Here is a 24380-nt window from a genome sequence, read left to right on the forward strand (position 1 = left end):
GAAGGATAGGGGGGTGGGTGGTGCGGAGTTGCCGCTCTATCGTTCTCTTTGGTACGCATGTCGAATGGTGATGGGTCGAGGCTTTTGGCTACACGACCGGCTGCGCCGTTTCGGGATACCCATGTCTTGGGTTGCTCCGGAACTCCCGGCGTGCTCGCCCACCGTCCTGTTTCTTAGCCAGGCTATTTGTAGCGGGGACGTGGGGGCGTGGGGAAACGACGTCGCACTCTGATACAATGTTTGGATTGAGGCGAAAACCACACCCTGGGCAGATCCATCCACTCTTGTGGCTACTTTCCTCTTGATGGTAGAGAAGACCAATCGCTGTTAGGACGGATAGCCTTGTGATCGAACGGGTAGAAATTCTTAATTACAAATCCATCACTGATTTGAAGCTCAGCCTAGGAGCAATCAACGTTTTCATCGGAGAGAACGGAGCTGGGAAGAGTAATATCCTCGAAGCTTTAGCGCTTGCCGGAGCTGCTGAAGCTAGGAAGTTAGACAATGAATTCTTGGCATCGCGGGGCATCAGGGTCACAGCTGCCGACTTCATGAGGTCTGCATTCTCGGATCAGAGCTCCAAAGAGCCGATCTCCATCACCGTATCCAGTGATGACGGCAACCGAGTGCGGTACACGTTAACGAACGATAATAAGCCTTATTCTAGCTGGACGAGTCATACTCGACACGAGTCGGTAGGCGATATCGGGATAAAGTCGCTAACTGATTTCTTTGTTAAATATTTGGATGGTGTCGATGAAAAGCAGAGAAAGGAATTTTTAGCAGCGATTCAATCGTTGGTGGATGCCGATGGCGAGGTTGAAGATGCTGGCAAGAGACTAAAAAAGTCATTCGAGGTTGAGCTTAAGATTGAACCACCCAAGCTAATGTTTGGTTCCGCGGCTATTTCCGATTTCATCATTTTCTCGCCGGAGAATACAGCATTAAGAATGTTCGAAAGAGAAGGCCAAATTGAGCCTCTTGGTATAAATGGTGAGGGGCTTCTTAAGCTTCTAACGGTGATGTCGCGTTCACGGGATAAAAGAGCTATTTCTGCTGTGAAAGAATCTCTCAAGCTTTTTAGCTGGTTTGAAGATTTTAAAATTCCGCGAGATAACTCTCGTCGCGAAATCAATATTATGGATACTTTTATCGGGGCAAAAACCGGCAACTTCGACCAACGAAGTGCAAACGAAGGGTTTTTGTTTGTTGCGTTTTATTTTGCGCTGTTCTCTAGCAGTCTCACTCCCAAATTTTTCGCCATCGATAATATTGACGCCTCCCTCAATCCGAAGCTTTGCAGAGAATTAATGGTGCGTTTGGCTATGCTGTCTGCAGAAAATGAGAAGCAGGCTATTTTGACAACTCATAATCCAGCGATTTTGGATGGGATGAATCTTGATGATGATTCCCAAAGGCTTTTCATCGTGTCAAGAAGTTCTGAGGGGCATACCAAGGTGCGGCGGTTCAAGAAAAAAAATTCCGGAGCCTTGCCAAGCAAACTCTCAGAGATGTTCTTGAGTGGTGCTATCGGTGCGCTTCCGAAAGGATTTTAATGCCGTCGTTCGCTCTCATCGCAGAAGGTCAGACAGACCAGATCATTATCGAACGTATTATCGAACAATTATACGTCAACAACTTGGATGAAGATGTTGACGTAAATTTTCTTCAACCCCTTCGGGATGTCACTGATCAATCAAGGGTTGTTCATGCGCCACATGCAGGTTGGGAGCTTGTTCTTGAGTGTTGTCGAGCTAAGGCAAAGGATGCGCTATCGGCTAATGACTTCGTAGTGGTGCAGATAGACACTGATTGCGGGGATCATGTAAACTATGGCTTACCTCTGACAAAAGATGGTATCGACCGGCCATATGACGAACTTCTGCACGATGGTGCCGCAATCATTAGAAATGCGATCGGAGCTGAACTGTTCGAGCAAAATTCCGAGAGGTTTTTGTTTGCCATTTCCGTTCACTCTCTTGAGAGCTGGTTACTCCTTTATTTTTTTAATATAGATAAGACTAAAAATTGTTTTGAACGTCTCAATCGCGAGATTTTAAGGAAAAAGGGCGAGGGGATCTCTAAGGAAATCCGGCCATATCAAATGCTTGCTAGGGAAATAAGGTATAGAAGGCTGAACGAGCTTTCTGAAGCGCCGAACAGCTTTGGCCAATTTCTTAGGTCTGTAAAATCTTTAGGCCTCCAAGAGAAAGTCTAGACCAAATGTTGGCTGTCTAGGACGAAGGACTGGAGCCCCTACCGCCCAGGCCGCCCCGTCTTTCCCTTGGTCCGGCTCTTCCGCTTCTGCTCGCCCGCATCCTCATAACTTCCCGCACCGACCTTGCCGCGCACGAGGGGGCGGGGGTCGTCGGTGGATCCTCGGGTCGGACCCGAGGATGACGGCGGCGAGGTTGAGGATGACGGTTTCGGCGGAAGCTTGCCGGTGACCGGTTTTTCGGTGCGACCGACGGTCATCTCGTCGAGGTCGTTCTTGCGGAACAGCGATGGCTTGGCGGGTTCGGCGATGTCGCGGCCCATGTCGTCGAGGTTGGGTTTGGCGAAGAGGGAGGTCGAGGGTGTGGCTTCCCCCTCATCCGCCCTTCGGGCACCTTCTCCCCCCTGGGTAGAAGGGGACTCGCGGCGGGGTTTTGCTCCGCCTTTGCCGTTTCCACCCTTGCCGTTGCCGCCCTTGCCACTGCCGCCTTCGACGGCGCGGGCCTCGTCGCGGGCGATCGGGTCGTCCATGACGGCGAGTTCGGCGGCCTTGAGGCGTTTGATTTCGTCGCGCAGGCGGGCGGCCTTTTCGAAGTCGAGGTCGGCGGCGGCGTCGCGCATCGATTTTTCGAGCGCGTTGAGATGGGCCTGCAGATTGTTGCCGACCAGGTGGCCGCCATCCGCAAAACCCTTGCCGGAGACGCCGGAAATATCGGCGCGGACGTGGTCGCGCTCGTAGACCGAGTCGAGGATGTCGGAGATCCTGGCCTTCACCGATTCCGGCGTGATGCCGTTGGCGGTGTTGTATTCCATCTGCTTTTCGCGGCGGCGGGCGGTTTCGTCCATGGCGCGCTGCATCGAGCCGGTGATCTTGTCGGCATAGAGGATGACCTTGCCATCGACGTTACGCGCGGCACGTCCAATGGTCTGGATAAGCGACGTCTCCGAGCGCAAAAAGCCTTCCTTGTCGGCGTCGAGAATGGCGACGAAGGCGCATTCGGGAATGTCGAGGCCCTCGCGCAAAAGGTTGATGCCGACCAGCACGTCGAAGGCGCCGAGGCGAAGATCGCGGATGATCTCGATACGCTCCAGCGTGTCGATGTCCGAATGCATGTAGCGGACGCGCACGCCCTGTTCGTGCAGGTATTCGGTGAGGTCCTCCGCCATGCGCTTGGTGAGCACGGTGCACAGCGTGCGATAACCCTTGGCGGCGGTCTCGCGGATTTCGCCGAGCACGTCGTCGACCTGGGAGCGGGCGGAACGCACTTCCACCGGCGGGTCGATCAGGCCCGTGGGGCGGATCACCTGTTCGGCGAACACGCCGCCGGACTGTTCCATCTCCCAATTGCCGGGGGTGGCCGATACGGCGACGGTGAGCGGGCGCATCGCATCCCATTCCTCGAAGCGCAGCGGCCGGTTGTCCATGCAGGACGGCAGGCGGAAACCGTATTCGGCCAGCGTCGCCTTCCGGCGGAAGTCGCCCCGGTACATGCCGCCGATCTGGCTGACCGAGACATGGCTTTCGTCGATGAACAGCAGGGCGTTGTCGGGGATGTATTCGAACAGGGTCGGCGGCGGCTCGCCGGGATTGCGGCCGGTCAGGTAACGCGAATAGTTCTCGATGCCGGCGCAGGAGCCGGTCGCTTCCAGCATCTCGATATCGTAGCGGGTGCGCTGTTCCAGCCGCTGCGCTTCGAGCAGGCGGCCGCCCTTTTCGAGCTCGGCGAGCCGGTGCTTCAGCTCCTCCTTGATCGCCTTGATCGCTCCGTTGAGGGTGGGGCGCGGGGTGACGTAATGCGAGTTGGCGTAGATCTTCACAGATTTCAGGTCGCCGACCTTGTGGCCGGTCAGCGGATCGAACTCGGTGATCGCATCGATCTCGTCGCCGAACATCGAGATCCGCCAAGCGGCATCTTCCAGGTGGGCCGGGAAGATTTCGATCGTGTCGCCGCGCACGCGAAAGGAGCCGCGCACGAAATTGATGTCCTGGCGCTTGTATTGCTGGGCGACCAGGTCGGCCAACAATTGACGTTGATCCAATCGGTCGCCGACCGACATCTGGAAGGTCATCGCCGTATAGGTCTCGACCGAGCCGATACCATAGATGCAGGAGACCGAGGCGACGATGATGCAGTCGTCGCGCTCCAGCAGCGAGCGGGTGGCGGAGTGGCGCATCCGGTCGATCTGTTCGTTGATCGAGGATTCCTTCTCGATGAACGTGTCGGAGCGCGGCACATAGGCTTCCGGCTGGTAATAGTCGTAGTAGGAGACGAAATATTCGACCGCGTTGTCCGGGAAGAAGTTCTTGAACTCGGAATAGAGCTGGGCTGCCAGCGTCTTGTTGGGCGCGAGGATCACCGCCGGGCGCTGGGTCGCCTCGATCACCTTGGCCATGGTGAAGGTTTTGCCCGAGCCGGTGACGCCGAGCAGGACCTGGGAACGCTCGTTGTCGTTGATGCCCGCCACCAGGTCGCGGATGGCGGTCGGCTGGTCGCCGGCGGGCTCGTAGTCGGAGGACATGCGGATGGTCACGCCGCCCTCGGACTTTTCCGGCCGGGCGGGGCGGTGCGGCGTCCACAGCTTGCCGTCCTTGAACAGCGGATTGCCGCTCTCGATCAGCGCCGACAGCGCCTCGACGGTGGCGGTGACCGCGCCGGAGGCGAGGTTCTCGGCATCCTCCAGCGACGTATCCATGCCGGCGACCGGATTGAGCCCGGCGCGGGCGCGCGTCTTCGGATCCGACGAGGCGCCGATCGACACGCCGCGGGCGGTCTTCGAGGCCGTGGTGTTCTTGGCCGTCGTCGGGGCCGATTTGGCGGCCTTGATGGCTTCCTCACGCGCCGCGATCTCTATTCTCTTGCGATGCTTGCCGGCCTTGGAGGCGATCTCGCGCTGCGTCTCGACGCCGGACGCTTCCGCCTCGGCCTCGAGCTGCTTCACCCAGTCGGATACGCTGCCTTGCAGAGGCGCGCCCTCGAACGACGATTGCGGGGCCTCCTCGAAACCGTTGTGATTTTTCGGGTTCGAGGCGGGCGATTTTCTCGGTGATCTGGCCATGCCGCGAATATGGAGAGACTCGTCGCGAAAGTGAAGAGGGGCAGGTCACAAAACGAGTACAAAAGGGAAACGGATTTTTGGGGGCAAGACGGTTTATGCCACCTGGCGCTGGGTGACGGCGCGGCGGCATTCGATCCAGCCGGGAATGCGTTCGGCCGGCATCGGGCGGCCGAAGAAATAGCCCTGGGCGAATTCGCAGCCGAGCGCTTTCAGCGCCTTGGCTTCCTCCTCGCTCTCGACGCCTTCGACCACCACTTCCATCGACAATGCCCGGCCGAGGCCGACCATGGCGCCGACGATTTCCTGGTTCTGGCGGCTGAGATGGACGTTGGTGATGAAGCGACGGTCGAGTTTCAGCCGGTCGACCTTGAGCGCCACGAGATAGGCGAGCGAGGAATGGCCGGCGCCGAAATCGTCGACCGCGAGCTTGTAGCCGGAGCGTTCGATGCGCTTCAGCTGCTCGCCGGCAACCAGCGTATCGAGGATCGCCTCCTCGGTGATCTCGATCTCGAACAGCGCCGGATCGATGCGATGGGCGGTGGTGATGCGGTCGAGCACGTCGGTGACCGAGTAGAGGTCGAATTCGCGCGGCGAGACGTTGATGGCGACGGTCGCGCGCGGCAGGCCGAGCGCGGGCAGGCGGGTGAGCAGGCCGCAGGCGGCTTCGGCGATGGTCGCGGTCAGCCGGTCGGCAAGATTGGCGGCCTGGGCTGCGGCGACGATTTCCGGCGGCGCGATCGGCCCGAGATAGGGGTGATGCCAGCGCACCAGCGCCTCGAAACCGGTGATCTCCTGGGAGGCGAGGTCGACCTGCGGCTGGAACCAGGCTTCAACGTCGCCGGCATCCAGCGCGTCGGCGAGTTCGTGTTCGATCTGGTTCTGGCGGTCGGCCTGGGAGCGGAAGGCGGGCTCGAATTCGCGCCACTGGCGCCGTCCGCCGTCCTTGGCGCGGTAGAGCGCCATGTCGGCGCTGATGAACAGGTCTTCGGCGGTATCCGCATGCAGCGGAAAAAACGCAAGTCCGATCGAGGTGCCGACCACGGTCGGCTGGCCCTCGAGCATGACCGGCTGCCGGCTGCGATCGAGGATGCCTGCCGCCAGGTCGCGCGCGAGTTTCCCCGCATCGGAGCCGCCGAGAATGATCGCGAACTCGTCGCCGCCGAGCCGGGCGATGGTGCCCCTGCCGTCGACCGCCGAGCGCAACCGGTCGCTGACCTCGACGAGCAGGGCATCGCCGGCGCTGTGACCGAGCGTATCGTTGACCGTCTTGAAGCGGTCGAGATCGAGGATGAGGAGGGCCAGTTGCTCCTCCGCGGCGCGGGCGGCGGAAATCCCGGTATCGAGGGCGGTGTTGAAGGCGGCACGGTTGGCAAGCCCGGTCAGCGGATCGCAATTGGCCAGCACTTCCAGCCGGTAGTTGGCGCGCAGGATGTTCGAATTGGCACTGGAGAGGGAATCGGCAAGCGCCGTCGCCTTCAGTTTGCCGAGCACGTTGCCGACGAAGGTCGCCTCGCTGGTGTGGCTGCTGCGGATCAGTACCATCGTCAGCGCCACGACATCGATGGTGAGGAGCCAGCCGCCAGCGCCGCCGCTCACGGCAAGCGAGGCCATCACCGAGATGTTGGGCGGTATCGCGAAGGCGAGGGAAACCGGATTGTGTCCGACGCCCATCAGGACCGCGCCGGTCGCCATGCCGCACATGATCAGATAGAGGCCGCTATCTCCGCCGAGCGCATTGAAGTCGGGCACGGTCAGCGGAAGAGCCGCCCAGGCGAGGCCGCTGACGAGTGCCCCGAAAGTCAGCACATCCAGCGCCTGCTGCGGAGCATGTTCCACGGTTTCCCAACGCGTCAGGATCGAGGCCAGTGCGACACGCAGGACCAGGCTTGCGATCACCGCCGTGAACCAGAGGCCGGCCGAAAGGGTCAGGCCACGGTCGATCGTGGTGACGAAAAGCGCCGAAGCGGATATCGCGGCATTGGTGGCAAGCGTCGAGGTCAGGCGTTCGAGCATGGTCGAAGCCTGTGCTCGCTTCACGTCCAGTGCGAGGGCCGGATCGATTTGACCTGTTCTGAGTTCGGCTTCCATCGATCTGCTTGTGCTGGAGTTCCGATGCCGGCAGTATCCAATGGCGGCGATAAGAAAGTCTTGCTTTCCGGAGATCTTCCTCAAGCCGACCGATTCATCCTAAATGAATGGGTAACCGTCCGCTGTCTGCGCCTCAATATTGAGCGAATGCCTCCGAGTCGTCCCAAAGCTCGGGTCGATCCTGCAATAAATCCGATTTTTCGCGCGTCGCTGGAACTTCCGTCGCTGTCATGAATTACAAATTGTCCATGTCACGAAATGGCCGCAATTCCTGTTGGTTTCCACCACATTTTTTCGGGACTCTAAGGGGGTCCAACGAGGAGTGATTCAATGGCTCTTCCCACCCCGACCCTGGCCGCCATCCGGTACGGTTATGGTCTTCGTCCCGGCGAAGAGCCGCCCCGTGATGTCGAGGCGCTGCTGGGACAGATCGAAGAAGGGGCTTCCGGAAAGCCCCGTTTTCCGCGCGAGGGTATCGCTGGCCGGCTAGACACGGCAACCCGTGTCGTTTCGCTCCTCGCCGCCGAGGCGAAAGCTCGCAAGGCCGGCAATCCGAACGAAGACGTCCGCAAGGCGACCCAGAGCGAGGCGCGGCGCATCTACCGGCAGGATGCGATGGCGCGGCTTGCCCAGGCGATCCATTCGCCGCTCGGTTTCTATGAGCGCCTTGCGAGTTTCTGGGTCGACCATTTCTCGACCAGCGTAATGAAGTCGCTGCCGATGCGGATGATCGTGCCGCTCTACGAAGCGCAGGCGATCCGCCCCAATCTCGGCGGCTCCTTCAGCAGGCTGCTGTCCGCCGCCATCCTGCATCCGGCCATGCTGATCTATCTCGACCAGGACCAGAGCGTCGGGCCTGACTCCGTTGCCGCCCGCAAGAACGGCCGCGGGCTCAATGAAAACCTCGGCCGCGAGCTGCTCGAACTCCACACCCTGGGCGCCGGCAGCGGCTATACCCAGGAGGACGTGCGGGCCGCAGCGCTGATCCTGACGGGACTTTCCGTCGACAATCGCGCCATGCAGGTCGTCTATCAGCCTCGGTTCGCAGAGGCGGGACCCGTTGACCTGCTCGGCCGGACCTATCGGGACGACGAGGGCGACGGTCAGGACCACGTGCTGATGCTCGAAGACCTGGCCGCCAACCCGAAGACCGCGCAGCATATCTGCGGCAAGCTCGTCCGCCATTTCGTCGCCGACGATGCGCCCGCGGACATGGTCGCGGCGATGGTCGCCGCCTGGACCAAGAGCCGCGGCAATCTGACCGAGGTTTATCGCGCCATGCTCGCCCATCCGCGTGCCTGGTCGGATCCCGGCCGGAAGATCAAGCAACCGTTCGAATTCGTGGTCTCCGGTTTCCGCGCGCTCGATCTGCCGGAGAGGAATTTCGGCAATCTGCTGCGCGACATGGACGACGGCGACGAAGACGAGAACCCGGTCCAGAAAGCCATGGACCTGACCGGCATGGCGGCGAGGGAAGACACCAAGAAGAAGGCGGGGCGCGCCAATGCCCTGACGCTCGGCGCCCTGCAGCGCATGGGCCAGCCGATCTGGCAGCCGCCGAGCCCCGCAGGTTTTGCGGACGAAGCCGGCGTGTGGCTGACCCCGAGCCAGCTGAGCGAGCGGATTTCATGGTCGCGAATGGTCGCGCGCATCTTCGGGCAGAAGATGGAACCTTCCGTCTTCCTTCAGGCCGCACTTGCCGATGCCGCCCATCCGGAGACCAGCAGGATCATTGCGCAAGCGCCCAACAAGGTTCACGGCATCACGATGGTGCTGGCGTCCCCTGAATTCAACAGGAGATAGGAAATGAGCTTTCAACACGGCTTTCCTTTGTCTCGTCGCGGTTTTCTGGCCGGCGCCTGCTGCGCGGCGGGGGCCTCCATCATAACACCGGTGAGTTTTGCTGCGATGCCGGGCGACAATCGGTTCGTGACGATCATCCTGCGCGGCGCCATGGACGGGCTCGATTTCGTCCAGCCATACGGCGATCCGGCCTATGCGGCGCTGAGGCCGAAGCTGGGCTTGAGGCCCGATACCGGCCTCATCGATCTCGACGGTTTCTTCGGACTCAATCCGGCGGCCTCCGCGCTGATGCCGTTGTGGCAAGCGGGCGAGCTCTCCTTCGTGCACGCGGTCTCGACGCCCTATCGGGACCAGCGCAGCCATTTCGATGGCCAGGACATGCTGGAGACTGGCGGCAACGGCAAGGGCGAGCGCACCGGCTGGCTGAACCGCACGCTCGCGGTCATCCCGCGTTCGAACGCCCGCAAGGCGATCGACATCAATACCTCGATGGAACTGATCCTCAGCGGTCCGAACGAGGCGGACTCCTGGTCGTCCCAGAGTAACTTCGCGCTTGCCGAAGACGAGATCGCCTTTCTAGACCGCCTCTATGCCGGCGATCCGGCGTTTGCGAAAGCCATGGAGGAAGCGAAGAAGACCGACATATCGGCGGACTCCCTTTACGCCGACAGCAAGCGTGGGGCGGGTATTGCCGACGTCGCGCGGCTTGCCGGCGGCATGCTGCGAGAGGACTACCGGATCGCCAGCTTCTCGATCAACGGTTGGGACACCCATGTGGGCCAGCAGGGGCAGTTCAAAAAAGCGGTCGGCGATCTCTCGACCGCGATCCTGACGCTGAAGGCAGCGCTCGGCGAAGACGCCTGGAAGAAGACCGTCGTGCTGGCGATGACCGAATTCGGCCGCACGGCACGCGAAAACGGCACCAAAGGCACCGACCACGGAACCGGCGGGCTTGCGGTGCTCGCCGGCGGAGCGATCCCGGGCGGCAAGGTTTTGGGCAAATGGCCGGGCCTTTCCGAAGACAAGCTGCTCGACCGCCGCGACCTGATGCCGACCGGCGACGTGCGCGAGGTCGCCGCCGCCATGCTCTACCGGCAGTTCGGCATCGAGCCGGACACTCTCACCGCCAAGGTCTTTCCCGGCCTGAGTTTTGATACGTCCTCGGCCTATCTGAGGGGGTAGGCGGGCGGGGTTGCGCTATGTCAGGATGTCGTAGACCCGAAAGATCCAATAGAACTGGTAGGCGAGCGCGAAGATGACGAATGCCGCGTGGTAGCGCCGGTCGGTGGTGATCGCGGCGATGATGCCGAGCACGATATAGACCGCGGTGCGGACAGGGTATTCGTAGCCGAGCGACAGGAAATAATCCCATCCCTTCAGCGCCGTATCGATGATGTCGGTGACGAGCATTGCCGCCAGGAAACCGAAGAACCAGGTCCGCCGCGACAGGAAATAATGTTCGTAGCTGTCGTAATCCTGCATCGAAGTCGGAAAGAGCAGGGCGCAGAGGAAGAAGAACAGCGCGCAAAAGGCGATCAGGAAGAGATAGGCCGCAAAACCGATGACCGGCAGGGCGTGCAGCCGGTATTCCCACCACCAGAAATGCACCAGGAACAGGAACAGGAACGCCACCCAACCGAGATGGACGGGGTAGATGCGGGCTGCGCGCGGATGCTGGACGATGCCGGCGAGGCCGTTCAACAGCCGCGCCAGGCTAAGGCTCACCACCATGCCCATGACCACGCGGATATGCGAGAAGGTTTCGGCGGCGGTTACGGCGGCGTCCATCGCTGTTCCTCGCTTTATTCCTCGGCCGGCACCGGAACCGGGCGGCCCTCCTCGTCGAGAGCGACCATGATGAAGGTCCCTGCGGTGACTTTCTCGATCATCCGGTGGCGCGCCCGCTGCGCCCAGGCTTCCACCATAAGGGTGATCGACGAGCGGCCGACGCGGGTGATTTCCGTGTAGATGTTCAGCGTGTCGCCGATCTTGACCGGGAGTTCGAACGCCATTTCCTTGACCGCCGCGGTGACCACGCGGCCGCGGGCGCGCTCGGCGGCGCGGATGCCGCTCGCCAAGTCCATCTGCGCCATCACCCAGCCGCCGAAAATATCGCCGGCCGCGTTGGCATCCGCCGGCATTGCCAGGGTGCGGAGCGTCAGTTCGCCGGTCGGCTTGGCTTTTTCGGTCATCGTCATCTCTCTTTCGAAGCGGTTTGCAGGGCGACTCCTCCCGCCGCGAGACTAACCGGACGCGAGGAGGAAGGAAACTCCGATAAAAAGCGCTTCAACATCAATAATTTAGGCTGAACTAATGCGCGTGCGCCGCGATTTGCGAGGGCTTCACCACCTGGTAACCAACGACCGTTAGAATTTAAGGCGAATTGCACATAAGGGGGGTCCCATGCAACGTCTCGCCATTTCCTGGCGCCTTTATAGTCTCGTGCTCCTGTCGCTCGTCATTCTTGGCGGCGCCATGACCTTCAGCCTGTTCCAGAGCTACGCCTCGTCGGAACGGGAACGGAAGGCGGGGCTTGCCCAGATGAACGATGTGGCGCTGACGGTACTCAAGAAATACCAGGCTCTCGAGGCTTCGGGTGCCATGACCCGCGAGCAGGCCCAGAGCGAGGCCAAGGCCGTCATCTCGGTGATGCGTTACGGCGAAGGCAGCGGCTATTTCTGGATCAACGACATGCATCCGCGGATGATCATGCATCCGATCAAGGCTGAGCTAAACGGCAAGGACCTGTCGAACGACAAGGATCCGAACGGCAAGTTCCTGTTCGTCGAGTTCGTCAACGCCGTCAAGGCAAACTCGACCGGCAAGGGCTTCGTCGATTACTACTGGCCGAAGCCCGGCGCCGAGCAGCCGGTCGAGAAATATTCGCACGTCGCCGGTTTCGCCCCCTGGGGCTGGATCGTCGGCACCGGGGTCTATGTGGACGACCTGCACGCCATGTTCCGGCGCGACGCGATCAACTTCGCCTCGATGTTCGGCATCGGCGCGCTGGTGCTGATCGCCGGCGCCACCTTCGTGGTCAAGACGGTGACCGGCCCGATCGGCAAGATCAAGCAGGCTCTGCAGTCGATCGCATCGGGCGAGGCGCGTGTCACCGTGCCTTGCACCGAACAGAAGAACGAGATTGGCGACATGGCCCGGGCACTCTCCGTGCTGCGCGATTCGGTCGACGAACGTGCCCAGTTGCAGGCGCGTGAGGCCGAACAGGCCCGCATGATCGCCAGCGAACGCTCCGACAACGAGCGCACGATGACGGCCGCCGCCGACCGCCAGGGACGCGCGATCAGCGAGCTCGGCCGGGCGCTCGAGGCGCTGGCCGGAGGCGATCTTTCCGTGGCCCTCTCCGACATCGGCGAGGACTATGCGAAGCTCCGCCACGACTTCAATGCGGCGGTCAGTTCGCTGCATCAGGCGATCGCGGCGATTTCCGAGACGAGCCTTGTCGTACGCGACAGCGCCTCGGACATTTCCGGAGCGACGGGCCATCTGTCCAAGCGCACCGAACAGCAGGCGGCGGCGCTCGAAGAGACCGCAGCAGCGCTCGACGAGATCACCGCAACCGTCCGCACCGCGTCGGAACGGGCGGTCGAGGCCCGCACCATGGTCAGCGAGACCAAGGACAGCGCCGGCCGTTCGGGCGAGATCGTCCGCAATGCGATCGATGCCATGGGCCGGATCGAGGAGAGCTCCAACCGCATCAACCAGATCATCTCGGTGATCGACGAGATCGCCTTCCAGACCAACCTGCTTGCGCTGAATGCCGGCGTCGAGGCGGCGCGGGCAGGCGAGGCGGGACGCGGTTTTGCGGTCGTGGCGCAGGAAGTGCGCGAACTAGCGCAGCGCTCCGCCAATGCCGCCAAGGAGATCAAGACGCTGATCAGCAATTCCGCCCGCGAGGTGGAAGGCGGCGTGGCGCTGGTGCGCTCCACCGGCGATGCGCTGGTCGAGATCGCCACCCTGGTCGAGCGGGTCAACGCCCATGTGGATACGATTGCGACGGCTGCCCGCGAACAGGCGACTGGGCTTCAGGAGATCAATTCCTCCGTCAACCACATGGACCAGATGACGCAGCAGAACGCGGCGATGGTCGAGGAAACCACCGCGGCGAGCCAGACGCTTGCCGAACAGAGCCTGCACCTGCAGGGCCTTCTTGCGGCCTTCAGGCTCGCTGACGGCGGCCGTGGGGCGAGTTCCGGTCACGTGTCTCGCGCCCGCGCCGCCTGATCCGCACTGATCACTGCTGAGAAACAAAGGCCGCCGGCGCGACAAGCCCGGCGGCCTTTTGATGCCGGCCGCATTGACCTGGGTCAAATACGCGGGCCTCCGTTGTCCCTAACGCTGGGGCACCTTCAACGGAGAATATGATGACGAGGATCGTGATCATCCAGGGACACCCGGACGCCTCGGAGCCGCATCTCTGTCATGCGCTGGCCGACGCCTATGCCAGGGGAGCCGAGGCCGGAGGGCATACGGTCGAACGCATCGAACTCGCCCGCATCGGCGTGCCGTTCCTGACCTCGCAGAAGGAACAGCAACACGGGACGCTCAGCCCGCCGATTCTCGACGCGCAGGTGAAGATCAGGCGGGCGGATCACCTTGTCTTCGTCTATCCGCTCTGGCTCGGCTGCATGCCGGCGCTGGTCAAGGCGTTCCTGGAACAGGTGGCGCGGCCGGGCTTTGCCTACGATACCTCGCGGGGACCGTTCGACAGCGGCCTTCTCAGCGGCAAGTCGGCGCGGGTGGTGATCACCATGGGCATGCCCGCCTGGTACTACAGGGTCGTCTACGGCTGCCATAGCCTGAAGGCGCTGAAAGTGGGCATCCTGCATTTCGCCGGCATCCGGCCGGTACGGGCGACTTTGGTGGGCAAGGTCAATGCCGGGAATTTCGATGGCGCGAAATGGGTCGCCAGAATGGCGGCCACGGGAAGGCGAGCGTCCTGAAACGATCGCAAATTGCATCGAAAGGTCACGAAAGGGCCTTGATTTCTCAAAGGTTCATTTACCGACTTTGCCTAAACTCCCTGTGTGTGTCATTTCGGCACCGGAAGAGTGGCAACTGGTATGGCGTATGCTCCCCTTTCTCGGCGGGTGATCGGCTCGCTGATCATCCTGACAATGCTGGCTGCCTGTTCCGCCGGGGATCTCGTTCCGCCCGCGCCGATCGACAATGGCCGGGTCGGGGCGATCCAGCCGATGCGCGACATCCCGGGCGAGCGGGTTTCCCAGCAGGCCTATCCGACGAGCCCGGCCCCGGTTTCGCAGGCAAGCGGCGTCGATTACGCGAACACGCCAAACCTCGCCGGCACCGGTTATCCCAATTCGGCCTATCCGGGTTCCAGCGCCAATGACGGCAGCCATTACCTGCGGGCACCGGCCCAGGTGCAGTCCGCGCCCCAGAATGCGCCCTTGAACGCACCCATGGCGCAGCAGCCATCCGGCGCCCGCCAGGGCCGCCTGCCGATGATCGACAGCGACGAGGCGATGCAGCAGCAGGCATCCGTTGGAGGCCGCAACACGACCCGCAATGCCGGACCGATGACCATTCCGGAAGGGGGCGTCAACATCGACGCCGAACTCGGTTTCGGTCCCGACGAGAGCGACGTGACGGGACTTGCCGAGGAGGAGGATTCCGATATCGCCGAAGGTGTCGGCGACCAGCCCGTCGTCGACGGCATCGGCACCGACAATCCGCGTGCGCTGCAGCCACGCCGCCAGCCGATCTCGCAACCAATGAACGACGACCGCGTGCTCGTGCCGCCGAAACGCCAGGGCGCCGGCCTGCAGGGCGACCTGACGAACAACGAGATGACGTGGAGCGATGGGTCGCGCGTCATCCCGCCAAGCAGGGCGCCTGCCGGCAACCAGCAAGTGGCGATGCTGCGGCCCAACAATCCGATGAACGACAGCGGCCCGATGAGCCAGCGCGACATGCCCTGGCAGCGCGATGTGATGCCGCGGTCGGAGGTGAGCTGCCGCGCGGAACTGAAGCGCCTCGGCGTCGAATTCGACGACCGGCCGCCCATCGACGCAGGCCCGAGCTGCAGGGTGCCTTATCCGGTAAAGCTCTCCGGCCTGTCCGGCAATATCGACGTCAAGCCGGCGGTCACGCTGAACTGCCAGACGACGCTCGCCTTTGCCAAATGGGTCAGGAACGAGCTCGCCCCTTCCGCCCGTTACCGCTATCTCACCGGCATCCAGAAGATCGTGCCGATGGGCGGTTATTCCTGCCGCCGGATGAACAACAGCAACCAGCGCAACAACCCGATGTCCGAGCATGCCAAGGGCAACGCCATCGACATCGGCCAGATCGTGCTGAAGGACGGCCACGAGATCGACGTACGCAAGAAGGGCCTGTTCTCGATGCGCGAAGGTGGTCTCCTGAAGGCGGTGCGCAACGACAGCTGCAAATATTTCAACACCGTGCTCGGTCCCGGCAGCAATGCGGAACACTGGAACCATTTTCACTTCGACCTGCGCTCCCGCAGGAGCGGCAAGCGCTACTGCAACTGAGGTTCGACGATGGCCAATGCCGACATGCTCCGCAATCTGGCCCGTTCCCTGGAAGGAACCTCCGAAGCGCCGCATTTCGACAGGGCGGCGTTCAAGGTCAGGCGCATCTACGTGACGCTGGCGGCCGATGGCCTGACCGCGAATTTCAAGTTCACGCCGGACGAGCAGCAGATCAAATGCGAGGTGCTGCCGAACGCCTTTTCGCCGGTCCAGAACGCCTGGGGCCGTCAGGGATGGACGACGGCGATTCTCTCGGAATTCGAAGAGCCGGATCTCCGCGACGCGCTGGAAACGGCGTGGCGGCATGCGCTTCCCGGCAAACGCCGCGCCTGAACTGCCCCGGCCCGATACACCCGAGACAGGGGGCTGCGGTTAACCTGTGGACATTAATCGTCCATAAACCATATCCGGCAACGAAACTGGAACCATAAGCGGCGGCGACGCAAGAGTGACGACGCCGCAGTCCGCCCCCCGCGGCCTTACCCCTACTGCGGCAACGGGACCCGGCGCGCTGACCAAGCCCATAGCGCGCCGGGTCTCACTCAAGCACCTGAACCGGGTCGGCTTGAACCACCCTTCAAAAAAGAAAGCCGGCTCAGGGAGCCGGCGAGGGTGGAGGTGGGGCTCGCGGGGAGGAGCCGTGCTTCCGGTTACGCAAGAACTTATACTTGAAAACAGTACACATGCGGCAAGCGGAAATGAAAAGGACTGAAACGCTCTGGTCATGACGGTCGCGCGAGAGGTTACGTGCGGCGTAAAAGGCGGGACCGTTGCTTGCCTGGTGGGGACAATGCTGTAAGAACGTCACGGGAAAATGACAGCGGCAGTGGATGTGTCTCCTTCTTCCGACCCGATGTCGGACCGGAGACCGAATTTGTCGATCGCAGCGCTTTTTCCCTTCATCCTGGCGCTTCTGGCCGGCGGCGCGGTCGCTGGAATTCTCGCCGGCATGTTCGGAATCGGCGGCGGTGCGATCCTGGTGCCGATCTTCTTTCATGTTTTCGGGCTGCTCGGCGTTCCGGAAGACGTGCGCATGCAGCTGGCGCTCGGCACGTCGCTGGCGATCATCGTGCCCACCTCGATCCGCTCCTATATGGCGCACCGGCAGCGCGGCGCGGTCGATACCGATCTGCTCAAGGGCTGGATCGTCGCGGTGCCCCTCGGCACGCTGGTTGCAACCGTTATCGCCGCCAAGGCGACCAGCGCGGAACTGCAGCTGATCTTCGCGGTCATCGCGCTGGTGCTCGCCTTCCGGATGATCTTCAATCGCGCCAGCTGGAAGCTTGGCGACGACCTGCCGGGCAATCCCGTCAAATTCCTGGTCGGCACCGGCATCGGCATACTGTCCGGCCTGATGGGCATCGGCGGCGGCATCCTCAACAACACGTTCATGACCCTCTACGGCCGTTCGATCCATCAGGGAGTGGCGACCTCCTCGGGCGTCGGCGTGCTGATTTCGCTGCCGGGGCTCGCCGGTTACGTCTGGAGCGGCTGGGGGAAGCCCGGCCTGCCGCCGTTCTCGACCGGTTATATCAACTGGCTGGCCGTGGCGCTGCTGATCCCGGTGACGCTCTACATGGCGCCGATCGGTGTGAGGCTTGCGCATGTGATGTCGAAGCGGCAGCTCGAAATCGGCTTCGGCATCTTCCTGATCGTCATCTCGGCGCAGTTCTTCATGTCGATTATCCTCTGAAACCGTCAGCAATATTCTTCCCCAAGGGATGGTTTCGGAGGTTTGCGTGCCTATATTCGCGGCGCATCCCGCAAATCGATTCCTTGAGAAGACCGTCCCGCATGGCCTCCGTTGTTTCCATAGATAAACTCACCAAGACCTACGAGAACGGGTTCCAGGCGCTTAAGGGCGTCGACCTGGAGATCGAGGAAGGCGAGATCCTCGCGCTTCTCGGCCCGAACGGCGCCGGCAAGACGACGCTGATCTCGATCATCTGCGGTCTCGTCAATCCTTCGACCGGCAAGGTGCTGGTCGGCGGCCACGACGTCATCAGGGACTTCCGCCAGACGCGTTCGCAGATCGGGCTGGTGCCGCAGGAACTGACGACAGACATGTTCGAGACGGTCTGGAACACGGTGAACTTTTCCCGCGGCGTTTATGGCAAAAAGCCGAATCCGGCGCTGGTCGAAAGCATCCTCAAGGAACTGTCGCTGTGGAGCAAGAAGGACAGCATGCTGCGCGAGCTTTCGGGTGGCATGAAGCGGCGGGTGATGATCGCCAAGGCGCTCGCCCATGAGCCGAAAATCCTTTTCCTCGACGAGCCGACCGCTGGCGTCGACGTCAACCTGCGCCGGGAGATGTGGCAGCTTGTCGAGAAGCTGCGCGCAAGCGGCGTCACCATCATCTTGACCACCCACTATATCGAGGAGGCGGAAGAAATCGCCGACCGGGTGGGCGTCATCAACGGCGGCAAGCTGCTGCTGATCGAAGAAAAAGCGGCGCTGATGAAGAAGCTCGGCCGCAAGCAACTCCGGCTCGAACTGTCGGAGCCTCTGAAGGCGCTGCCTGAAAGCCTGAGCGCCTACAACCTGACGCTTTCGGAAGACGGAACGGCACTGGTCCACGAATACCAGGGCGAGGAAGGGCAGGGCACGATCGCCTCGCTGCTGTCGACGCTTGCCGCGCAAGACATCCATTTCCGGGATCTTTCCACGCGGCAGAGCTCGCTCGAGGACATTTTCGTGGCGCTGGTGGGACAGAAAGTCGGAGAAGACGCATGAATTTCGAAGCGATCAAGTCGATCTATGTCTTCGAGATGGCTCGATTGCAGCGCACCCTGCTGCAGAGCGTCATCTCGCCGGTCATCACCACCTCGCTCTATTTCATCGTCTTCGGCACCGCGATCGGTTCGCGCATCCAGACGGTCGAGGGGGTCTCTTACGGGTCGTTCATCACGCCCGGCCTGATCATGCTGACGCTTTTGACGCAATGCATCAGCAACGGGTCGATCGGCATCTATTTCCCGAAATTCACCGGCACGATCTACGAGATTCTCTCCGCACCCGTGGCGATGACCGAGATCATCATCGGTTATGTCGGTGCGGCCGCGACCAAGGGGCTGATCATCGGCGCGATCATCCTCGCCACCGCCTCCTTCTTCGTCGAAATCCGGATCGCACATCCGTTCATGATGGTGCTTTTCCTGGTGCTGACGGCGATCACCTTCAGCATGTTCGGCTTCATCATCGGCATATGGGCGAAGAATTTCGAACAGCTCAACATCATCCCGATGCTGGTCGTGCCGCCGCTGACATTCCTCGGCGGCAGCTTCTATTCGATCAACATGCTGCCGCCCTTCTGGCAGACGGTCAGCCATTTCAATCCGGTCCTCTATCTCGTCTCGGGCTTCCGCTGGAGTTTCTACGAGATCGCCGACGTCAATCCGATGATCAGCCTCGGCATGATCGGCCTGTTCCTGGTGATCTGCCTGTCGATCCTCGGCTGGATCTTCAAGACGGGTTATCGGCTGCGCAACTGACCGCAGCCGATAACGGTTTGAAGCGGGCTCAGCCCTGGCTGAGCTGGACCTGGCGTCCTCCGCGCATGACCATCACCGATGCACCGAGGATGGATGCGATGCCGAGGAAGGTCATGACGCCGAGCGGTCCCTGCGCGTCGATCAGCAGGCCGCCGAGCACGGCACCGCTGGATATGGCGATCTGGAAGGTCGTCAGCAGCAGGGCGCCGGCGCTTTCCGCTTCGTCGGGTGCGGCCCGGGTGATGTAGCTCTGTATGCTGACCGGCAGGGCGCCGAAGGCAAAACCCCAGAGCGTGATGGCAACCGCTGCTGCCGCCGTCGAGGCCCCGAGGGTAACGAGGAACACGGCGGACACGGCAATCAGGCCGGAGGCGAAGACGACCCCAAGCGTGGAACTGCGTTCGGTGATCATGCCCCCGGCGATATTGCCGAAGAAACCGCCGATGCCATAGGCGAGCAGGACGAGCGAGACCATCTCAACGTCAAGCCGCGGAACGTCCTCCAGATAGGGGCGGATATAGGTGAAGCCCGCGAAATGGCCGGCGACGATGAGCAGCGTCGCGATGAGCCCGACCCGGATCTTCGGCCGCTTGAGGACCTCTGCCAGCGTGCCGAGCCCGGCATGGCCGGCAGGCGGCAGCGAAGGGACGGTAACGGCCTGCGCCAGCAGCGCCAGCACGCCGACCGCGCCGGCGAGCACGAAGGCCGCCCGCCAGCCGAGGGTGGAGCCGATATAGGCGCCGAGCGGTGCCGCCATGACGGTGGCCACCGAAACGCCGGTGAAGATCATCGCCATGGCGCGCGGCAGGTGGTTCATCGGCACGAGCCGCATGGCAAGCGCCCCGGCCATGGCCCAGAAGCCGCCGAGCCCGACGCCGAGCAGGACGCGCGACACGAGCAGTACGGTCAGGCCGTTGGCAAGGGCCGCCAGTGCGCAGGAGAGGATGAGAAGGGCGGTCAGCCCGAACAGCGTCCAGCGCCGGTTGAAGCTGCGGGTGCCGATCACGACAGCGGGGCCGGCGAATGCTGCGACGACGGCGGTCACCGTCACCGTCTGGCCGGCGACGCCGGGACTGATGCCGAGATCTGCGGAGATGGGCGTGAGCAGGCTCGCCGGCAGGAACTCTGCCGTCACGAGGCCGAAGACGCCGAGGGTGAGTGCGATGACCGCGTCCCACCGGGCCTTGGCCGATGTGTTCGGGGACGATGTATCGCGCACGACATCGTCCTCTTCGAAAGTGCTGTCAGTCATGGTCATGTCCTGTCTTGGGAGGTGGCACGGAAGACCGCACCGGGAGGATGGACCAGACTTAGGCGTGACAGCCTGTACTTTCCATGCTAGAAAATCCGATATGCTTGACCGTTCGTCCAAAGAAACGCCATTAGACGTCTCCGATCCGCTCACCGAGATGTTGCGCGGGTTAAGGCTCGACGGCGTCGAATACGGGCGCTGCCGGCTCGCCGAACCCTGGGCGACCTCCTTCCCGGCGCAGGAGGCGGCACGGTTCCATTTCATTTCGTCCGGCAACGCATGGCTGCAGACGCCGTCGGGAGAATGGCTGCAACTGCGGCCTGGCGATGCGGCCCTGCTGCCGCGCGGCGATGCACATGTGATCGCAAGCCTCCCGGGCCTGACGCCGCTGCCCTTCGACCGGTTCGGGCGCAAGGAAGTCTGCCAGGGAGTGTTCGACGTGCAATGCGCCGATGCCTGCGGCGGCACCGTGGCGCTGACCGCCTCGATGCGCTTCAACATCGACAAGCTGCATCCGCTGCTGCAACTGATGCCCGAGACAATGCTGACCAGCGATCTCGCCAGGAATGAGCCGTCGATCCCGCATCTTCTCGACGCCATGGCGCGCGAGGTGGACATGGACCGCGTCGGCGCCGGCGGCATTCTCGCACGGCTCGCCGACGTGCTGACCGCGACGCTGATCCGCACCTGGGTCGAACATGGCTGCGGCGACACGACCGGCTGGATTGCCGCGGTGCGCAATCCCGAGGTCGGCCGGGTGCTGGCCGCCATTCATCTTCAGCCCGACCGCGACTGGAACATAGCCTCGCTTGCCCGGCTGATGGGCGCTTCCCGGTCGGGTTTCGCCGAACGGTTTCTGCGCGTGGTCGGCGAAACGCCGGCACGCTACGTGGCGCGGGTGCGCATGCACCAGGCGCGGCAATGGCTGCGCGACGGCGAACGCGTTGCGACGGTCGCGGAACGGCTCGGCTACGATGCCGAGGCCTCCTTCAGCCGCGCCTTCAAACGCATCATCGGCACGCCGCCGAGTCACTTCCGGAAGAATGGCGGCGAGGGCGGGGGCATCCGGGATTTCGGCTGACGTCAGTCCCGGAGCCTGAGCTCGTCGGTCTGCATCTGCAGGGAGCCGAGGGTGGAGAGGAAGCTCATGCCGAGCAGGCTTTCGCCGAGCCGTCCGTCTTCCGCCACCATCGCCCGGACGTTTTTGCGCACGATCGGGCCGATGGAGATCTCGTTGAGGCGGACGGGCGCTGCCATGGCCCGGCCGTTGGCGGTCATCACGCTCACTGAAAAATCGAGGCTCTGCGGATTGAGGCCGATGGCGCGGGCATCGTCGTAGGAAAGCACGACGGTGCTGGCGCCGGTATCGACCAGCATCGGCAGGACCTTGCCCTGGACCCTGACATTGGTCTGGAAATGGCTGCCCCGGGTCTTGTGAATGATGACTTCGTTGAGACCTTCGCTCGTCGTCGAAATCACGGCCGTTCCGGGCAGCAGGCTCGCGGTCACCCGGGCGGCAATATTGCGGGCGTCGGCGCGGTAGAGATAGGCGGTGACCAGCGCGAGGATGATCAGCAGCCAGAGGGCGATGTTGCGCAGCACCTCGCCGGCATTGCCGCGCCGGCCGGCGAGAATCCCCGCGGCGAGCAGGCCGGCGATCGGCAGGAGGTAGAGGATCTGGCCGAAATCGCTGTTGTCGATGCCGAAGGTCTGCCCGGCATCGTGGTTGAGGATCAGGAACGCCAGGCCGATGCCGAGGACGATGAGGATGCCGGTCAGCGCGTTCATGCCGTATCGCGTTCCTTGGTTTTCCGCTGCGCCAAAAGCTGCCGGCGCGTCTCCCGCCTTGGCTTTCGCTCCACGGTTTCGAGCCGTGCGGGCAAGGCTTCCATCAGCGCACGGCGCTCGATATCCGTATAGTCCATCCAGGCGGCGATCTCGTCGCGGGTCCGTCCGCAGCCGAAGCAATAGCCGGTCTTGAGGTCGATCGAGCAGACAAGGGTACAGGGCGAAATCATGCGTCAGTATATCGGGGTTTCAGGCGGCAAGAGCAAGAGTGGCGAGCATGGCGATCTCGCTCAATTGTTGAGTAGCGCCGATCGTATCGCCCGTATGGCCGCCGAGTTTGCGGCGCACGAAACGGGTGAAGCCGAACCCCGCGAGTGCCGCAACGATCAGCGACAGTAGAGCCTTCGGCAGGCCGAGAACCGGGACGAGAAGGACGAGCGCGATGGCGGCACCGGTAAACAGCGCGATATTGCGGGCGCCATCCTCCGGAAAGCCGGCACCGGCAGCGACGCCGTTTTCCCGCGCCGACGGCAACGCGCGCCAATGGGCGACCATCACCGCGCGGCTGACGGCGGCAACGGCAAGCACGGCGAGCGCCGCCGTGACCGCATCCAAGCGGAACAGTGCGGCAAGCGCCGAGGCTCGCAGGGCAAAAGACAGCACCAGCGCCACGACGCCATAAGCGCCGATGCGGCTGTCCTTCATGATCAGAAGCGCGTGGTCCTTGTCGCGCCCGCCGCCGAGACCATCCGCCGCATCCGCAAGACCGTCCTCGTGGAGCGCGCCGGTCAGAACCGTCAGCGCGGCAAGCGAAAGCAGGCTGACGAGCAGCGGATCGCCGGACTGCAGGAGGAGGAGAACGAGCGCGGGCAGGGCCGCGACGATCAGCCCGGCGACGGGAAAGGCCCGCACGGCCCGCGAAATCGTGCCGTCATGGCCGCGGAAGAACCGATCCGGGACCGGCACACGGCTGAGGAACCCGACCGATCGGGCGAGATCCGCGATGAATTCCGTTGCGTTTGGCAGTTGTTCCTCCGTCTCGACCCGACTATGAGTTTGCGCACACAAGCGCGATTTGCGGGAAAAGACAAGTTTTCCCGCCGATATGCGAGACCGAGATACAAGAGAGACTTTCATGAGCGTGAGCGGCCTGCCTTTCGATGATTTCCGTGTCCTGCTGCAGAACCTCCCCGGGCCGGACCCGCGGGCGCTGGTTGCCGCGCGCGAGCGCGACGCGCAGCTCACCAAGCCGCCGGGCGCACTCGGCCGGCTTGAGGAAATCGCCTTCTGGCTTGCCGCCTGGACGGGCCGAGCACCGGCCGTCAATCGGCCGCTTGTGGCGATCTTTGCCGGCAATCACGGCGTTACCCGCCACGGCGTGACACCGTTCCCGTCATCCGTCACTCAGCAGATGGTCGAGAATTTCGCAGCTGGCGGCGCGGCGATCAACCAGATCTGCGTCACCCATGACCTCGGCCTGAAAATCTTCGATCTGGCGCTCGACTACCCGACCGGCGACATCACCAGCGAGGCAGCCCTGTCCGAGCGCGACTGCGCCGCGACCATGGCCTTCGGCATGGAGGCGATCGCTGGCGGCACCGACCTTCTCTGCATCGGCGAAATGGGCATCGGCAATACGACGATCGCTGCCGCCATCAACCTCGCGCTTTATGGCGGCGAGGCGGAGGACTGGGTCGGTCCCGGCACCGGTTCGCATGGCGAATTCATGGAACGCAAGATCGCGGCGGTGAAAGCTGCCGTCGAATTCCACAAGGACCACCTGAGCGATCCGCTGGAAATCCTGCGCCGCCTCGGCGGCCGCGAGATCGCTGCCATCGCCGGCGCCATCCTGGCCGCGCGCGTCGAGAAGATCCCGGTCCTGCTCGACGGTTACGTGGTGACGGCAGCGGCATCGATCCTCAAGGCTGCTAATCCGGCGGCACTCGACCATTGCCTGATCGGCCACGTCTCCGGCGAACCGGGACATCTGCGTGCGATCGAAAGGCTTGGCAAGACGCCGCTCCTGGCGCTCGGTATGCGGCTCGGCGAGGGCACCGGCGCGGCACTTGCGGCCGGCATCGTCAAAGCCGCCGCCGCCTGCCATTCCGGCATGGCGACATTCGAGCAGGCCGGCGTCAGCAACAAGAGCCACTGAGC

Annotated in this window: 21 protein-coding genes; 13 read left to right on the forward strand and 8 right to left on the reverse strand. The window is 62.6% G+C overall.

Going from position 1 to position 24380, the window contains the following annotated elements; all coding sequences use genetic code 11:
• Nucleotides 1-344: 344 nt before the first annotated feature.
• Both C5J22_RS25260 and C5J22_RS25265 read left to right on the forward strand, forming a co-directional pair.
• Nucleotides 345-1556: an AAA family ATPase gene (locus tag C5J22_RS25260; protein ID WP_105440482.1), complete on the forward strand. Its 1212-nt coding sequence runs from the start codon at nucleotides 345-347 to the stop codon at nucleotides 1554-1556.
• Entirely contained in the window at nucleotides 1556-2218 is a 663-nt protein-coding gene (locus C5J22_RS25265) for a hypothetical protein (protein WP_105440483.1), read from the forward strand. The genes C5J22_RS25260 and C5J22_RS25265 overlap by 1 nt, the downstream gene beginning before the upstream one ends.
• A gap of 38 nt (nucleotides 2219-2256) precedes the next feature.
• On the opposite strand, the gene uvrB is transcribed toward C5J22_RS25265, so the two are convergent.
• The gene (gene uvrB, locus C5J22_RS25270; RefSeq protein WP_105440484.1) at nucleotides 2257-5271 is read right to left on the reverse strand and encodes an excinuclease ABC subunit UvrB; all 3015 of its coding nucleotides are present in this window, start codon (nucleotides 5269-5271) and stop codon (nucleotides 2257-2259) included.
• 93 nt (nucleotides 5272-5364) lie between these two features.
• Nucleotides 5365-7359, reverse strand: a complete 1995-nt coding sequence (locus C5J22_RS25275; protein WP_105440485.1) for a bifunctional diguanylate cyclase/phosphodiesterase — start codon at nucleotides 7357-7359, stop codon at nucleotides 5365-5367.
• A gap of 330 nt (nucleotides 7360-7689) precedes the next feature.
• On the opposite strand from C5J22_RS25275, the gene C5J22_RS25280 reads away from it, so the two are divergent.
• Both C5J22_RS25280 and C5J22_RS25285 read left to right on the forward strand, forming a co-directional pair.
• Entirely contained in the window at nucleotides 7690-9162 is a 1473-nt protein-coding gene (locus C5J22_RS25280; RefSeq protein ID WP_105440486.1) for a DUF1800 family protein, read from the forward strand.
• Between the two features lie 3 nt (nucleotides 9163-9165).
• Entirely contained in the window at nucleotides 9166-10344 is a 1179-nt protein-coding gene (locus C5J22_RS25285; protein ID WP_105440487.1) for a DUF1501 domain-containing protein, read from the forward strand.
• 15 nt (nucleotides 10345-10359) lie between these two features.
• On the opposite strand, the gene C5J22_RS25290 is transcribed toward C5J22_RS25285, so the two are convergent.
• Both C5J22_RS25290 and C5J22_RS25295 read right to left on the reverse strand, forming a co-directional pair.
• Complete coding sequence (locus C5J22_RS25290) at nucleotides 10360-10950, reverse strand: hypothetical protein (protein WP_105440488.1); 591 nt, start codon at nucleotides 10948-10950, stop codon at nucleotides 10360-10362.
• A gap of 14 nt (nucleotides 10951-10964) precedes the next feature.
• Nucleotides 10965-11354: an acyl-CoA thioesterase gene (locus C5J22_RS25295; RefSeq protein ID WP_046637759.1), complete on the reverse strand. Its 390-nt coding sequence runs from the start codon at nucleotides 11352-11354 to the stop codon at nucleotides 10965-10967.
• A gap of 211 nt (nucleotides 11355-11565) precedes the next feature.
• Between C5J22_RS25295 and C5J22_RS25300 the strand changes: the two genes are divergently transcribed.
• The 7 genes from C5J22_RS25300 (at nucleotide 11566) to C5J22_RS25330 (ending at nucleotide 19183) form a co-directional block, all read left to right on the forward strand.
• Complete coding sequence (locus tag C5J22_RS25300) at nucleotides 11566-13404, forward strand: methyl-accepting chemotaxis protein (protein ID WP_105440489.1); 1839 nt, start codon at nucleotides 11566-11568, stop codon at nucleotides 13402-13404.
• Nucleotides 13405-13544: 140 nt separating this feature from the next.
• A complete protein-coding gene (locus C5J22_RS25305) occupies nucleotides 13545-14123 on the forward strand; it encodes an NAD(P)H-dependent oxidoreductase (protein ID WP_105440490.1) in 579 nt (192 codons plus the stop codon).
• Nucleotides 14124-14243: 120 nt separating this feature from the next.
• A complete protein-coding gene (locus C5J22_RS25310; protein ID WP_105440491.1) occupies nucleotides 14244-15692 on the forward strand; it encodes an extensin family protein in 1449 nt (482 codons plus the stop codon).
• A 9-nt stretch (nucleotides 15693-15701) separates the two neighbouring features.
• A complete protein-coding gene (locus C5J22_RS25315; protein WP_105440492.1) occupies nucleotides 15702-16025 on the forward strand; it encodes an MmcQ/YjbR family DNA-binding protein in 324 nt (107 codons plus the stop codon).
• Nucleotides 16026-16545: 520 nt separating this feature from the next.
• Nucleotides 16546-17385 carry a sulfite exporter TauE/SafE family protein gene (locus C5J22_RS25320; RefSeq protein ID WP_105440493.1) on the forward strand — a complete coding sequence of 280 codons (840 nt, stop codon included), beginning with the start codon at nucleotides 16546-16548 and terminating at the stop codon, nucleotides 17383-17385.
• Nucleotides 17386-17486: 101 nt separating this feature from the next.
• Nucleotides 17487-18425 (forward strand): ABC transporter ATP-binding protein, encoded by a 939-nt coding sequence (locus C5J22_RS25325; protein WP_105440494.1) that lies wholly within the window; start codon nucleotides 17487-17489, stop codon nucleotides 18423-18425.
• The gene (locus C5J22_RS25330) at nucleotides 18422-19183 is read left to right on the forward strand and encodes an ABC transporter permease (protein ID WP_105416281.1); all 762 of its coding nucleotides are present in this window, start codon (nucleotides 18422-18424) and stop codon (nucleotides 19181-19183) included. The genes C5J22_RS25325 and C5J22_RS25330 overlap by 4 nt, the downstream gene beginning before the upstream one ends.
• A 28-nt stretch (nucleotides 19184-19211) precedes the next feature.
• Here C5J22_RS25330 and C5J22_RS25335 read toward each other — a convergent pair whose 3' ends face one another.
• Nucleotides 19212-20435: an MFS transporter gene (locus C5J22_RS25335; RefSeq protein ID WP_245440539.1), complete on the reverse strand. Its 1224-nt coding sequence runs from the start codon at nucleotides 20433-20435 to the stop codon at nucleotides 19212-19214.
• A gap of 100 nt (nucleotides 20436-20535) precedes the next feature.
• Here C5J22_RS25335 and C5J22_RS25340 point away from each other — a divergent pair, with 100 nt between their 5' ends.
• Nucleotides 20536-21516, forward strand: a complete 981-nt coding sequence (locus C5J22_RS25340) for an AraC family transcriptional regulator (protein WP_105440495.1) — start codon at nucleotides 20536-20538, stop codon at nucleotides 21514-21516.
• A gap of 2 nt (nucleotides 21517-21518) precedes the next feature.
• On the opposite strand, the gene C5J22_RS25345 is transcribed toward C5J22_RS25340, so the two are convergent.
• From C5J22_RS25345 to C5J22_RS25355, 3 genes are read right to left on the reverse strand one after another with little or no spacing between them, the layout of a single operon-like run.
• Entirely contained in the window at nucleotides 21519-22223 is a 705-nt protein-coding gene (locus tag C5J22_RS25345; protein WP_105440496.1) for a TIGR02281 family clan AA aspartic protease, read from the reverse strand.
• The gene (locus C5J22_RS25350) at nucleotides 22220-22453 is read right to left on the reverse strand and encodes a DUF1289 domain-containing protein (protein ID WP_105401294.1); all 234 of its coding nucleotides are present in this window, start codon (nucleotides 22451-22453) and stop codon (nucleotides 22220-22222) included. The genes C5J22_RS25345 and C5J22_RS25350 overlap by 4 nt, the downstream gene beginning before the upstream one ends.
• Nucleotides 22454-22472: 19 nt before the next feature.
• Entirely contained in the window at nucleotides 22473-23249 is a 777-nt protein-coding gene (locus tag C5J22_RS25355; protein ID WP_105440581.1) for an adenosylcobinamide-GDP ribazoletransferase, read from the reverse strand.
• 109 nt (nucleotides 23250-23358) lie between these two features.
• On the opposite strand from C5J22_RS25355, the gene cobT reads away from it, so the two are divergent.
• Entirely contained in the window at nucleotides 23359-24378 is a 1020-nt protein-coding gene (gene cobT / locus C5J22_RS25360; protein WP_046669555.1) for a nicotinate-nucleotide--dimethylbenzimidazole phosphoribosyltransferase, read from the forward strand.
• Nucleotides 24379-24380 lie beyond the last annotated feature (2 nt).

The sequence above is a fragment of the Neorhizobium sp. T25_13 genome (assembly GCF_002968675.1).
GTDB classification, from domain to species: domain Bacteria; phylum Pseudomonadota; class Alphaproteobacteria; order Rhizobiales; family Rhizobiaceae; genus Neorhizobium; species Neorhizobium tomejilense.